The organism is Mycolicibacter heraklionensis, from assembly GCF_001021505.1.
In the GTDB taxonomy this organism is placed as follows: Bacteria; Actinomycetota; Actinomycetes; order Mycobacteriales; family Mycobacteriaceae; genus Mycobacterium; species Mycobacterium heraklionense.
Genome location: NZ_LDPO01000019.1, coordinates 1 through 12,890 on the forward strand (window position 1 = coordinate 1; position 12,890 = coordinate 12,890).

Consider the following 12,890-nt stretch of genomic DNA (forward strand, 5'->3'; position numbering starts at 1 on the left):
CGCCCCCGCCCACGCACCCTCGGCCCGCCATTCCGCCGGCGCCGACGGGAGCGAGCAGGGCCCCAGCACCGGCGGTCAGTCGGTGGCCGACCTGTTGGCCCGGCTGCAGCCCACCCCCGGCGAAGGCCGCCGACGCCGACGCCGCGAGGACTGATCCGCGGTCAACTGCGACCAACGTCACTCGCAGTGCCGGGACCGATCGGGATAGACTCTCCCGCGACCGTCCGGTACCCGCAGCGCGGGACTGGAACGAATACCAAGAGAACCTGTGAGGTCGTCTGCATGGCGCAGTTCGACGGACTGCGGCCCGCCCGGCTCAAGGTCGGCGTCATTTCGGCTGGCCGCGTCGGCACCGCACTCGGTGTTGCGCTGGAGCGCGCCGAGCATGTCGTGGTGGCGTGCAGTGCGATCTCCGAGGAGTCGCGGCAGCGCGCCCAGCGTCGGCTGCCCGACAGCCTGGTGCTGCCGACGCCCGATGTCGCCGCGGACGCTGAATTGCTGCTGCTCGCCGTGCCCGACACCGAACTGGCCGGCATCGTGTCGGGTCTGGCCGCCACGGGCGCGGTGCGCGCCGGCACGATCGTGGTGCACACCTCCGGCGCCACCGGGATCAGCGTGCTGGCGCCGTTGACCGAGCAGGGTTGTCTGCCGCTGGCCATCCATCCCGCGATGACCTTCACCGGCTCGGATGAGGACATCGACCGGTTATCGGAGAGCTGCTTCGGTATCACCGCCGCCGATGAGATCGGCTATGCCGTCGCCGAGGCGCTGACGTGCGAGATCGGCGCCGCGCCGTTCCGGGTCGAGGAGTCCGCCCGCACCCTCTACCACGCCGCGCTCTGCCACGGCGGAAACCACGTGGTCACCGTGATCGATGACGCGCTGGCGGCGTTGCGGGCGGCGTTGCCGGGACGGGTCGGCTCGGCCGTGGCCGATGACCCCGACGGTATCGCCGAGCGGGTGCTCGGACCGCTGGTGCGCGCCGCGCTGGCCAACACCCTGCGTGACGGCCGGGCCGCGCTGACCGGGCCGGTGGCCCGCGGAGACTCGGACACCCTGGCCCGGCACCTGGGGGCGCTGGCCGACGTGGACCCAGACCTGGCCGAGGCCTATCGCACCAACGCACTGCGCACCGCGCACCGTGCCGGTGCCGCCAATGACGTGTTGGAGGTGCTGGCTCGATGAGCTCGAACACGGCCCGGGGTCCGCAGCCCACCTTCACGGCCGGTGCGCTCAACGTCTACGAGCGCCCGGACGATGTCGCGCGCGTCAGCCGCGCGCTGCGGTCGACCGGTCGCCGGGTGATGCTGGTGCCGACCATGGGTGCCCTGCACGAGGGTCACCTGTCGCTGGTTCGTGCGGCGCAGCGGGTGCCCGGTTCGGTGGTAGCGGTGTCGATCTTCGTCAACCCGCTGCAGTTCGGCGCCGGTGAAGACCTCGATGCCTATCCGCGCACTCTGGACGACGACCTGGCTGCGCTGCGTGCCGCAGGGGTCGACCTGGTTTTCACACCGACTGCCGCGGCGATGTACCCGCACGGCCCGCGGACCGCCGTGCACGCCGGTCCTCTGGGAGCCGAACTCGAAGGCGCCGCGCGCCCGACCCACTTCGCGGGCATGCTCACCGTGGTCGCCAAATTGTTGTCGATCGTGAGCCCCGACCGGGTGTTCTTGGGCGAGAAGGACTATCAGCAGTTGGTGTTGGTGCGCCAAATGGTCGCCGACCTCAACCTCGACGTCACCGTGGTGGGCGTGCCCACCGTGCGGGAATCCGACGGCCTGGCGATGTCGTCGCGCAACCGCTACCTCGACCCCGCGCAGCGCGAAGCCGCGACGGCCCTGTCGGCCGCCCTGGCCGCCGGTGAGCGCGCGGCCGCGGCCGGCGCGCAGGCGGCGCTGGACGCCGCCGCCGCGGTGCTGTCCGCGGCGCCCGCCGTCGATGTCGACTACCTGCAGGTGCGGGGTGTCGATCTCGGCCCGGCGCCCGCCGATGGGCCCGCGCGGCTGCTGATCGCCGCCCGCGTCGGTGCGACCCGACTGCTCGACAATGCCGCGATCACACTCGGACTTCCCATCGACGCCGATGTGGCTTTGGCCGGTTCGGAGGCCGGTTCAGACCGATATCACGCAACCCGGAGGAATTGATGTTTCGGACGATGCTCAAGTCGAAGATTCACCGTGCCACGGTCACTCACGCGGACCTGCACTATGTCGGCTCGGTGACCATCGACGCCGACCTGATGGAGGCCGCCGACCTGCTCGAAGGCGAGCAGGTCACGATCGTCGACATCGACAACGGTGCTCGGTTGGTGACTTACGCCATCACCGGGGAGCGGGGCAGCGGTGTCATCGGAATCAACGGTGCGGCAGCGCATCTGGTGCATCCCGGTGACCTGGTGATCCTGATCGCCTACGGCACCATGGACGACGCGGAGGCGCGGCGCTACCAGCCGCGGATCGTGTTCGTCGACTCCGAGAACAAGCAGGTGGACCTCGGCAACGACCCGGCCTTCGTGCCCGACGACGTATCGGACCTGCTCTCACCCCGAAGCGTGCGGTAGCCGTGCTGCTGGCGATCGACGTCCGCAACACCCACACCGTCATCGGCCTGATCGCGGGTTCCGGTGACAATGGAAACGTCGTGCAGCAGTGGCGGATTCGCACCGAAGCGGAGATCACCGCCGACGAGCTGGCGCTGACCCTGGACGGGCTCATCGGCGACGACGGCGAACAGCTCACCGGGGCCGCCGCACTGTCCACCGTGCCGTCGGTGCTGCACGAAGTCCGGCTGATGCTCGACCAGTACTGGCCCTCGGTGCCCGCGGTGCTCATCGAGCCGGGTGTGCGCACCGGGATACCACTGCTGGTGGACAACCCCAAGGAAGTGGGGGCCGACCGGATCGTCAATGGGCTGGCTGCGTTTCACAAGTTCAAGACGGCGGCGATCGTCGTCGACTTCGGTTCGTCGATCTGCGTCGACGTGGTTTCGGCCAAGGGCGAATTCCTGGGCGGCGCCATTGCGCCGGGCGTCCAGATCTCGTCGGACGCCGCCGCAGCTCGCTCCGCCGGCCTGCGCCGGGTCGAACTCACCCGGCCGCGCTCGGTGATCGGCAAGAACACCGTCGAATGCATGCAGGCCGGCGCGGTCTACGGGTTCGCCGGTCTGGTCGACGGCCTGGTTCGCCGGGTCCGCGAGGAGGCCGCGGGCGCCGGGGACGACGTCACCGTGGTGGCCACCGGGCACTCCGCACCGCTGTTGCTGGCCGATCTGGAGACGGTCGACCATCACGACGCCAACCTCACCCTGGACGGACTGCGGCTGGTGTTCGAACGCAACCGGGACAGCCAACGGGGCAGGCTTCGCCCGGCGCGCTGAGCGCCGCCGGCTTTTCGTTCTGCCGTCCCTGTTCCTCTAAGCTGGCGGGTCGTGAGCTCCGCCGATGTATCCCCTGAGACGCAGGACGAATCCGACCTCCCCGAGCAGTTCCGGATCCGCCGCGACAAGCGGGCTCGATTGCTGGCCGAAGGCCGTGATCCTTACCCGGTGGCAGTGGACCGCACCCACACGCTTGCCCAGATCCGGGCCGACTACCCCGATCTGGTCGCCGACACCGCCACCGGCGACGTCGTGGGTGTCGCCGGCCGGGTGGTGTTCGCCCGCAACTCGGGCAAGCTGTGCTTCGCAACCCTGCAGGAGGGCGACGGCACCCAGCTTCAGGTGATGATCAGCCTGGCCAGTGTCGGCGAGCAGGAACTCGAGGCGTGGAAGGCCGACGTGGACCTCGGCGACATTGTCTACGTCCACGGCGAGGTGATCAGCTCCCGCCGCGGCGAGCTGTCGGTGCTGGCCGACTCCTGGCGGATGGCCTCGAAGTCATTGCGGCCTCTTCCGGTCGCGCACAAGGAGATGAGCGAGGAGTCGCGGGTTCGGCAGCGCTATGTCGACCTGATCGTCCGACCGGAGGCGCGTACGGTGGCGCGTCAACGTATCGCGGTCATTCGCGCGGTGCGTAACGCCTTGGAGCGCCGCGGGTTCCTCGAGGTCGAAACGCCGATGTTGCAGACATTGGCCGGCGGAGCGGCCGCTCGGCCTTTCGTCACCCATTCGAACGCCCTCGACGCGGACCTTTTCCTGAGAATCGCACCAGAACTTTTCCTGAAACGGTGCGTTGTCGGTGGGTTCGACCGGGTCTTCGAACTGAATCGGGTGTTCCGGAATGAAGGCGCGGATTCCACACATTCGCCCGAGTTTTCGATGCTGGAGACCTACCAGGCCTACGGCACCTATGACGACTCGGCGGTGGCCACCCGCGAGATTATTCAAGAGGTCGCCGATGAGGTGATCGGTACCCGGCAACTGCCGCTGCCCGACGGCAGCATCTACGACATTGACGGCGAATGGGCGACGGTCGAAATGTACCCGTCGTTGTCGGCCGCACTCGGCGAGGACATCACACCGGCGACAGCGGTGGCCGACCTGTGGGCGATCGCGGATCGCCTCGGCGTCGAGATACCCAAAGACCGTGGCTTTGGTCACGGCAAACTGGTCGAGGAACTGTGGGAACATGCCGTCGGCCACGCCCTGAGTGCGCCGACTTTCGTCCGGGATTTCCCGGTCGAGACGACGCCGCTGACCCGCCAGCACCGCAGCATTGAGGGCGTCACCGAGAAGTGGGATCTCTATATGCGCGGTGTCGAACTGGCCACCGGCTATTCCGAACTCATCGACCCAGTGGTGCAGCGTGACCGTTTCGCCGCTCAGGCGCGCGCGGCGGCCGCCGGAGATGACGAGGCGATGGCGCTCGACGAGGACTTCCTGGCAGCGATGGAACATGCGATGCCGCCGTGCACAGGTACCGGAATGGGTATCGACCGCCTGTTGATGGTCTTGACGGGTCTATCAATTAGAGACACCGTTTTGTTTCCGATTGTTCGTCGTCACGGCAACTGAACTGCACCGAGGCCTGTTGTGTTGAAGCAGGCGTATTTTTATGGCAGATTAGTCGGCGAGGTCGAATACGGCTTTGCGCACCGATTGCGCGCAGGAAAGCTAACCAAGGGGTACCAATGGCGAAAAAAGTGACCGTCACCTTGATCGATGATTTCGATGGTGAGGGTGCCGCCGACGAAACGGTCGAATTCGGCCTGGACGGGGTGACCTACGAGATCGACCTTTCGAGCAAGAATGCTACGAAACTGCGCGCAGAACTGAAGAAGTGGGCCGACGCGGGCCGTCGGGTGGGAGGCCGTCGGCGTGGACGGTCCGGTGGCGGTCGCCGCGGCACCATCGACCGTGAGCAGAGCGCCGCGATCCGCGAATGGGCCCGCCGTAACGGGCACAATGTGTCCACCCGCGGGCGTATCCCGGCCGACATCATCGACGCATTTCACGCCGCGACCTAAACCCGGCGGTTTAGCGAGCCTCGACGAAGGTTTCGCTTCTGGCGAACCGGATGATCCCTGGGAAACGCATTCGGGGGTTTAGGCGTTGTGCCCTTGCATCCGGTGCCAGGTCCTTCGGGGCCGGCCACCGGGTGGTCGATTCAGTACGCGCTGCAAGGCAGGTCACAGCGCGCTGCGTCGCCCACTAGAGTGGACAGCAGGCACGCCGGCCGAGCCGAGGCCGATCAAGTGCCGATCGCGAGGGAGAGCAGGTAGCCACCGATGTTCGAGAGATTTACCGACCGCGCCCGCAGGGTTGTCGTCCTGGCCCAAGAAGAGGCCCGGATGCTCAACCACAACTACATCGGGACCGAGCACATCCTGCTGGGCCTGATCCACGAGGGTGAAGGCGTAGCCGCCAAGTCGCTGGAGTCGCTGGGCATCTCTTTGGAAGGGGTGCGCAGCCAGGTCGAGGAGATCATCGGCCAGGGCCAGCAGGCGCCGTCCGGGCACATCCCGTTCACCCCGCGCGCCAAGAAGGTGCTCGAGCTGAGCCTGCGTGAGGCGCTGCAGCTCGGCCACAACTACATCGGCACCGAGCACATTCTGCTCGGCCTGATCCGTGAGGGTGAGGGCGTCGCCGCCCAGGTGCTGGTCAAGCTGGGTGCTGACCTGACCCGGGTGCGTCAGCAGGTGATTCAGCTGCTGAGCGGCTACCAGGGCAAGGAGACCGCGGAGGCCGGCACCGGCGGACGCGGCGGCGAGTCCGGCTCACCGTCCACCTCGCTGGTGCTCGACCAGTTCGGCCGCAACCTGACCGCGGCCGCCATGGAGGGCAAGCTCGACCCCGTCATCGGCCGGGAGAAGGAAATCGAGCGGGTCATGCAGGTGCTGAGCCGCCGCACCAAGAACAACCCGGTGCTGATCGGTGAGCCCGGCGTCGGCAAGACCGCTGTCGTCGAGGGCCTGGCCCAGGCCATCGTGGCCGGCGAGGTCCCCGAGACGCTGAAGGACAAGCAGCTCTACACCCTGGACCTGGGGTCGCTGGTGGCCGGCAGCCGTTACCGCGGTGACTTCGAGGAGCGCCTGAAGAAGGTCCTCAAGGAGATCAACACCCGCGGCGACATCATCCTGTTCATCGACGAGCTGCACACCCTGGTCGGTGCCGGTGCGGCCGAGGGCGCGATTGACGCGGCCTCGATCCTCAAGCCGAAGCTGGCCCGCGGGGAGCTGCAGACCATCGGTGCCACCACTCTCGACGAGTACCGCAAGTACATCGAGAAGGACGCCGCCCTGGAGCGCCGGTTCCAGCCGGTGCAGGTCGGGGAGCCCACCGTCGAGCACACCATCGAGATCCTCAAGGGCCTGCGGGACCGCTACGAAGCCCACCACCGGGTCTCGATCAGCGACTCGGCGATCGTGGCGGCGGCCACCCTGGCCGACCGTTACATCAACGACCGGTTCCTGCCGGACAAGGCGATCGACCTGATCGACGAGGCCGGTGCCCGGATGCGAATCCGCCGGATGACCGCGCCGCCGGACCTGCGTGAGTTCGACGAGAAGATCGCCGACGCGCGCCGGGAGAAGGAGTCCGCGATCGACGCGCAGGACTTCGAGAAGGCGGCCAGCCTGCGGGACCGGGAGAAGCAACTGGTCGCGCAGCGCGCCGAGCGCGAAAAGCAGTGGCGCTCCGGGGATCTGGATGTCGTGGCCGAGGTCGACGACGAGCAGATCGCCGAGGTGTTGGGCAACTGGACCGGCATCCCGGTGTTCAAGCTGACCGAGGCCGAGACCACCCGCCTGCTGCGCATGGAAGACGAGCTGCACAAGCGGATCATCGGGCAGGAGGACGCGGTCAAGGCGGTCAGCAAGGCCATCCGGCGCACCCGCGCCGGGCTGAAGGACCCCAAGCGGCCGTCGGGCTCGTTCATCTTCGCCGGCCCGTCCGGCGTCGGTAAGACCGAGCTGTCCAAGGCGCTGGCCGAGTTCCTGTTCGGCGACGACGACGCGCTCATCCAGATCGACATGGGTGAGTTCCACGACCGGTTCACCGCGTCGCGGCTGTTCGGCGCCCCTCCGGGCTACGTCGGCTACGAAGAGGGCGGTCAGCTGACCGAGAAGGTGCGGCGCAAGCCGTTCTCGGTGGTGCTGTTCGACGAGATCGAAAAGGCCCACGCCGAGATCTACAACAGCCTGTTGCAGGTTCTCGAGGACGGCCGGCTCACCGACGGGCAGGGCCGCACGGTGGACTTCAAGAACTGCGTGTTGATCTTCACCTCCAACCTGGGCACCTCCGACATCTCCAAGGCGGTCGGACTGGGCTTCACCCAGGGCGGCGGGGAGAACAACTACGAGCGGATGAAGCTCAAGGTCAACGACGAGCTCAAGAAGCACTTCCGCCCGGAGTTCCTGAACCGTATCGATGACATCATCGTCTTCCACCAGCTCACCAAGGAAGAGATCATCGAGATGGTCGACCTGATGATCGGCCGGGTGGCCAAGCAGCTCAAGGCCAAGGACATGGACATCGCGTTGACCGACAAGGCCAAGTCGCTACTGGCCAAGCGCGGCTTCGACCCGGTGTTGGGGGCGCGTCCGCTGCGGCGCACCATCCAGCGCGAGATCGAAGACCAGCTCTCGGAGAAGATCCTGTTCGAAGAGCTGGGTCCTGGTCAGCTGGTCACCGTCGACGTCGACAACTGGGACGGCGAGGGTGCACACGAGAACGCGGTGTTCACCTTTGCCGGTAGCCCGAAGCCGACGGCGGAGGCTTCCGACCTGGCTAAGGCCGGCGCGGAGTAGTTGCTACTGACGCGAAACGGGCGGCACACCTTCACGGGTGTCGCCCGTTTCGCGTCCAGCAGGGCCGTCAGCTGAGACCTCGGTGCCAGAAGAAGTGATGCACCATCCCGCTGGGGCTTGGGATCTGCTCAAGATGGAACCGGTCCACCAGTTCGTCGGGGCTCGTCCACAACCTTTCCCCGCGGCCGAGTTCGGTCGGTGCCACCGCGACATGCATCGTGTCGATGAGATCGGCGTCGAGGAACTCCCGAACCGTGGCCACGCCGCCGCCGATGCGTACGTCCCTGCCGTCAGCTGCAGACAGTGCTCGCGCCAGTGCGTCCTCGGGGGAGGCGTCGAGGAAATGGAATGTGGTGTCGCCCAGTGTGAATGATGGCCGCACGTGGTGGGTGAGGACGAACACCGGTGTGCGAAACGGCGGCTCGTCGCCCCACCACCCTTGCCAGTCATAGTCTTCCCACGGCCCGCGCTGCGGACCGAATTTGTTGCGCCCCATGATCTCTGCGCCGATATTGTTGGCCCAGTCGCGGGTGATGTAGTCATCGAGTCCGAAGCTGCCGCCGGGATCGGTCCGGTTGACCCAGTGCGCGGTGGCGCCTGCCCAGGACATGAAGTCCGCCGGATCGGCGTGACCGAACGGACGCTCGACGCTTTGCCCCTCGCCGGCGCCATACCCGTCGCTGGAAATGCTGAAGTTCTGCACACGAACCAGTTGTCGCATGGGGTCCCTTCCCGGGCTAGCGCTGGACGGGTAACAGGCCGAACGCCTGCTTGGCGACCTGCAGCATCCAGCTGCCGACGCTCTTGCCGTGGTCACGCGGCCAGTTGAGCTGGAAGCTGACCACCCACGGCTGACCACCCCGGTCGACGGCGTACCAGCTGAAGGTCAGGTCGCCGGGCAGGCCGCCCGCTTTGGCGCCGATATAGGGCCAGTCGGTGCGCGGCAGATCGATGCCGCGAACCGCGGACAGGATCTCGCGGACCGGTGCGGCCTTGTCCACCGCGGCGGCCTGCAGCGCGACGTGCACCCGGCAGATGTCCTCGGCGCTGCCGTACCACTCGGCGCCGTAGGCGGATGCCGGGATGTGCGCTCGGATCGGGTCGGGCTCATACGGCCGGGAGTCGGCCTGCCGCAGCAACTTCGCTCGCTCCTGCGGCGAGCCGTGCTGCCACTGCTCGCGCAGGTCGGGCTTACCCCAGCCCACCGAGAACAGTTCATACATGGTGGGAAACGGAGTCATGCTGGCCGGGTCGTGGTGGCCGGCCGCGGCCAGTGCGCGCTCGACCGCGCGCGTGCCCACCCGGCCGATGAGCAGATCGGTCGCCATGTTGTCGCTGGTTGCGATCATCTTCTCGGCAGCTCTGCGCACCGAGACATGGGCGCCGTCGGGCAGTTCCTCCAGCCCGGATGAGCCGACCGCCTTGGCCCGGCCGGTGATGGTCAGCGGGTCGTCCCAGGACACCGTCCCGGCCTTCACCTCGTTGGCCACTGCCAGCAGCACATACAACTTGAAGATCGATGCCAGCGGCAGGGACTGGGTGGTGTTGGCGCCGGCCACCGGCTTGCAGACGCCGTGCTCGACGCGCGACGCCTGGTAGGAGTACCGGGCACCGGTCTTGTTCAGCACCGAATCAAGGTCATGCCAGGAGCGGATGTCCGGTGCCTCGGTGGTCGGTTTGAACAGGTCCACCATGCCGTTGTCGTCAGTGCGGATCCGGATGTCCTGACGAGCACCGTAGGAGGTGGTCAGGTGCAGGGTGGCCGCTCCGGCGCGAATGTCGACGCTGTCGAGGTGGAACGGTCGGTCCCACCACAGCGACTCCATGGTCGCGACCACCTGCTCGACCTTGTCCGGCGCGGCCAGCGTTGCCACCCCGATCGGACCGATCGGCCAATCGGAGTTCAGCATGTCCATGGTCTGCTTGGCGCGCAGACCGGGCGGCGTCTTGGTCGAAATAGTCACGCCGCCCGCGGAACCGGGGTCGCCGGGAGATGCCGGCGAGGGTGCGCAGCCGGCGGCTGCGGCTGCCAGCGTCGCCGTCACTACCCAGGCGGCCAGCGGTCGCCTCATCGGGCTAGCCCTGTGCGGCGGTTCCGGCGACGTCAAGCACGACCTCGAACTCCAGCAACGATGCCCCGGTCGCCACCGGCTTGGCGCGCTGGCCGGCGTGGGCTTCGACGGCGGGCCCCTGCGCCCAGGCCTGGAACGCTTCGTCGGACTCCCAGTGCGTCACCACGAAGTAGCGGTCGTCGCCCTTGACGGGGCGCAGCAGCTGGAAGCCAAGAAAACCGGGCTGGTTCTCCACCGCGTGCGCGCGATTTGCGAACCGTTTCTCCAGTTCGGGCCCGGCATCGGCGGGCACCTCGATTGCATTGATCTTCACCACTGACATGGGCCTAGGCTACCGTGCCCTGGGTGGGGATCGCGTCGACCGAGCTGCTGACCTACCGCGGCGGGCACGGGGCGCCGCTGGTGCTGGTTCACGGACTGATGGGCCGTGGCACCACCTGGCCGCGCCAACTGCCATGGCTGACCAGGCTGGGCGCGGTCTACACCTACGACGCCCCCTGGCACCGTGGCCGTGAAATCGCCGACCCCCACCCGATCTCCACCGAACGCTTCGTCGCCGACCTGGCCACCGCCGTGGAGCAGTTGCCGGGCCCGGTGCGGCTGATCGGGCACTCGATGGGCGGCTTGCACTCGTGGTGCCTGGCGGCCCGTCACCCCGAGCTGATCTCCGCACTGGTGGTCGAAGACATGGCGCCGGACTTCCGGGGCCGCACCACCGGACCCTGGGAGCCGTGGGTGCATGCCCTGCCGGTGGAGTTCGCCAGCGCTGAGGAGGTGATCGCCGAATTCGGCGACATCGCCGGACGGTACTTCCTGGAAGCCTTCGACCGCACCGAGACCGGCTGGCGGCTGCACGGCCGCCCCGAGTGGTGGTTGCAGATCGCCGCCGAGTGGGGCACCCGCGACTACTGGGAGCAGTGGCGCGCGGTGCGTGTGCCGGTGTTGCTCATCGAGGCCGGCAACTCGGTGACCCCGCCGGGGCAGATGCGCGAAATGCACCGCATTGCAGTCGACAGCAGCTATCTGCACGTCCCCGATGCGGGGCACCTGGTGCACGACGAGGCGCCGCAGATCTACCGCGAGGCTGTCGAGTCGTTCCTGTCCTGACCGGGCAGCGCGAAGCGGCCGTCGGCGAGCTGTTCCACCAGGCCGTCACCCAGCAGCGAGGTCAGGGCGCGTTCGCGTTGCACCGCGTCCACCGGCCAGGCCAGGTCAAGGTCGGCACGTGTCACCGCAACGGCGTTGTCCCGCAACACATCCAGTAGTCGCCCACGGACCTGACGGTCGGTGCCGGCATAGCGTTGGGCGGGACGCTTGGGTCCGGTGCCCGGCGGCGAACCGGCAAGCCGCCAGCTGCAGGTGTGGCGCAGCGGGCAGCCGTCGCAGCGCGGCGACCGCGCGGTGCACACGATGGCGCCCAGCTCCATCAGCGCCGCGGAGAACCGGGCGGCCCGGTCGGCCTCGGGCAGCAGGGACTCGACGTCGGCGTGGTCGCGCTTCGCCGACGGGGCACCGGCGTCGGCCTGTCCGTGCACCGCCCGCGCCACCACCCGGCGCACGTTGGTGTCCACCACCGGAACCGGCCGGCGGTAGGCGAAGCTGGCCACCGCTCTGGCGGTGTAGCTGCCGATCCCGGGCAGCTGCTGCAGAACATCGACGTCGTCGGGCACCACGTCGGCGAAGTCCTGAGCGATCACGGTCGCGCATTCGTGGAGCCGTTTGGCGCGGCGGGGATAGCCGAGCTTCCCCCATGCCCGCAGGACGTCGGCCTGGCTTGCGGCCGCCGTCGCCGACGGTGTCGGCCAGCGCGCCACCCAATCCGGCCAGATCGGCAGCACCCGGGCGACCGGAGTCTGCTGCAGCATGAACTCGCTCACCAGGATCTGCCACGGCGTGACATCGCCCGCCCGCCAGGGCAGATCGCGCTCGGCCACGGCGAACCAGCTGAGCAGATCGTCGGCTTCGACGCTCATCGAGCGCCCGGACCTGATCCCGTGCACAATGTCGGGCATGCCCAATTCAAACCCGATATCGGCGTGGAAAGCACTCAAGGAGGGTAACGAGCGCTTCGTCGCCGGCGAGCCCAGCCATCCCAGCCAGGATGTCGCGCGCCGCGCCGCGCTGGCCGCCGGTCAGAAGCCGACCGCGGTGGTGTTCGGCTGCGGGGACAGTCGAGTGGCCGCCGAGATCATCTTCGACCAGGGTCTCGGGGACATGTTCGTGGTCCGCACCGCCGGTCACGTGATCGACTCGGCGGTTCTGGGTTCGATCGAGTTCGGGGTGGAGGTGCTCGACGTGCCGCTCATCGTGGTGCTGGGCCACGACAGCTGCGGGGCGGTCAAGGCCACCTTGACCGCCCTCGACGACGGTGTCGTGCCGGGCGGCTACCTGCGCGACATCGTCGAGCGGGTGACGCCGTCGATCCTGGTGGGCCGCCGCGAAGGTCTCAGCAGCGTCGACGAATTCGAGGCCCGCCACGTCAACGAGACCGTGACGCAGTTGGCCGGGCGTTCCCGGATCATCGCCGACCAGATCGAACAGGGGCGGCTGGCGATCGTCGGCGCCACCTACCACCTGGCGGACGGCCGGGTGTCGGCTCGCTACCACCTCGGCGATATCGGCGACGAGTCGTAGC

The 12,890-nt window shown here is 68.0% G+C and carries 13 protein-coding genes; 9 read left to right on the forward strand and 4 right to left on the reverse strand.

All coding sequences use genetic code 11. The features are described 5' to 3' along the window. Window positions 1-282: 282 nt before the first annotated feature. The 7 genes from ABW16_RS18485 (at window position 283) to clpC1 (ending at window position 8,183) form a co-directional block, all read left to right on the forward strand. The gene (locus ABW16_RS18485) at window positions 283-1,185 is read left to right on the forward strand and encodes a Rossmann-like and DUF2520 domain-containing protein (RefSeq protein ID WP_047320661.1); all 903 of its coding nucleotides are present in this window, start codon (window positions 283-285) and stop codon (window positions 1,183-1,185) included. Beyond that, window positions 1,182-2,144: a pantoate--beta-alanine ligase gene (gene panC / locus ABW16_RS18490; protein ID WP_047320662.1), complete on the forward strand. Its 963-nt coding sequence runs from the start codon at window positions 1,182-1,184 to the stop codon at window positions 2,142-2,144. Before ABW16_RS18485 ends, panC begins: the two co-directional genes overlap by 4 nt. Further along, window positions 2,144-2,560 carry an aspartate 1-decarboxylase gene (panD, locus tag ABW16_RS18495; protein ID WP_047320663.1) on the forward strand — a complete coding sequence of 139 codons (417 nt, stop codon included), beginning with the start codon at window positions 2,144-2,146 and terminating at the stop codon, window positions 2,558-2,560. The genes panC and panD overlap by 1 nt, the downstream gene beginning before the upstream one ends. 2 nt (window positions 2,561-2,562) lie before the next feature. After that, window positions 2,563-3,375, forward strand: a complete 813-nt coding sequence (locus ABW16_RS18500; RefSeq protein WP_047320664.1) for a type III pantothenate kinase — start codon at window positions 2,563-2,565, stop codon at window positions 3,373-3,375. 51 nt (window positions 3,376-3,426) lie between these two features. Then, the gene (gene lysS / locus ABW16_RS18505) at window positions 3,427-4,950 is read left to right on the forward strand and encodes a lysine--tRNA ligase (protein ID WP_047320665.1); all 1,524 of its coding nucleotides are present in this window, start codon (window positions 3,427-3,429) and stop codon (window positions 4,948-4,950) included. A gap of 116 nt (window positions 4,951-5,066) precedes the next feature. Further along, entirely contained in the window at window positions 5,067-5,402 is a 336-nt protein-coding gene (lsr2, locus tag ABW16_RS18510) for a histone-like nucleoid-structuring protein Lsr2 (protein WP_024442366.1), read from the forward strand. Window positions 5,403-5,663: 261 nt separating this feature from the next. Continuing rightward, complete coding sequence (clpC1, locus tag ABW16_RS18515) at window positions 5,664-8,183, forward strand: ATP-dependent protease ATP-binding subunit ClpC (protein WP_047320666.1); 2,520 nt, start codon at window positions 5,664-5,666, stop codon at window positions 8,181-8,183. A 67-nt stretch (window positions 8,184-8,250) separates the two neighbouring features. Here the strand turns inward: clpC1 and ABW16_RS18520 are convergent, their stop codons facing one another. The 3 genes from ABW16_RS18520 to mhuD are packed head-to-tail and all read right to left on the reverse strand — an operon-like array spanning window position 8,251 to window position 10,577. Continuing rightward, window positions 8,251-8,904 (reverse strand): dihydrofolate reductase family protein, encoded by a 654-nt coding sequence (locus tag ABW16_RS18520; protein WP_047320667.1) that lies wholly within the window; start codon window positions 8,902-8,904, stop codon window positions 8,251-8,253. A 16-nt stretch (window positions 8,905-8,920) separates the two neighbouring features. Next, entirely contained in the window at window positions 8,921-10,255 is a 1,335-nt protein-coding gene (locus tag ABW16_RS18525; protein WP_047320668.1) for a serine hydrolase, read from the reverse strand. A gap of 4 nt (window positions 10,256-10,259) precedes the next feature. After that, window positions 10,260-10,577 carry a mycobilin-forming heme oxygenase MhuD gene (gene mhuD, locus ABW16_RS18530; protein ID WP_047320669.1) on the reverse strand — a complete coding sequence of 106 codons (318 nt, stop codon included), beginning with the start codon at window positions 10,575-10,577 and terminating at the stop codon, window positions 10,260-10,262. 23 nt (window positions 10,578-10,600) lie between these two features. Between mhuD and ABW16_RS18535 the strand changes: the two genes are divergently transcribed. Beyond that, complete coding sequence (locus ABW16_RS18535; protein ID WP_268768046.1) at window positions 10,601-11,362, forward strand: alpha/beta fold hydrolase; 762 nt, start codon at window positions 10,601-10,603, stop codon at window positions 11,360-11,362. Here the strand turns inward: ABW16_RS18535 and ABW16_RS18540 are convergent. Further along, complete coding sequence (locus ABW16_RS18540) at window positions 11,329-12,228, reverse strand: HhH-GPD family protein (protein ID WP_109519671.1); 900 nt, start codon at window positions 12,226-12,228, stop codon at window positions 11,329-11,331. The two genes, ABW16_RS18535 and ABW16_RS18540, sit on opposite strands and share 34 nt — an antisense overlap. Window positions 12,229-12,265: 37 nt before the next feature. Between ABW16_RS18540 and ABW16_RS18545 the strand changes: the two genes are divergently transcribed. Next, window positions 12,266-12,889: a carbonic anhydrase gene (locus ABW16_RS18545; RefSeq protein ID WP_047320671.1), complete on the forward strand. Its 624-nt coding sequence runs from the start codon at window positions 12,266-12,268 to the stop codon at window positions 12,887-12,889. Window position 12,890 lies beyond the last annotated feature (1 nt).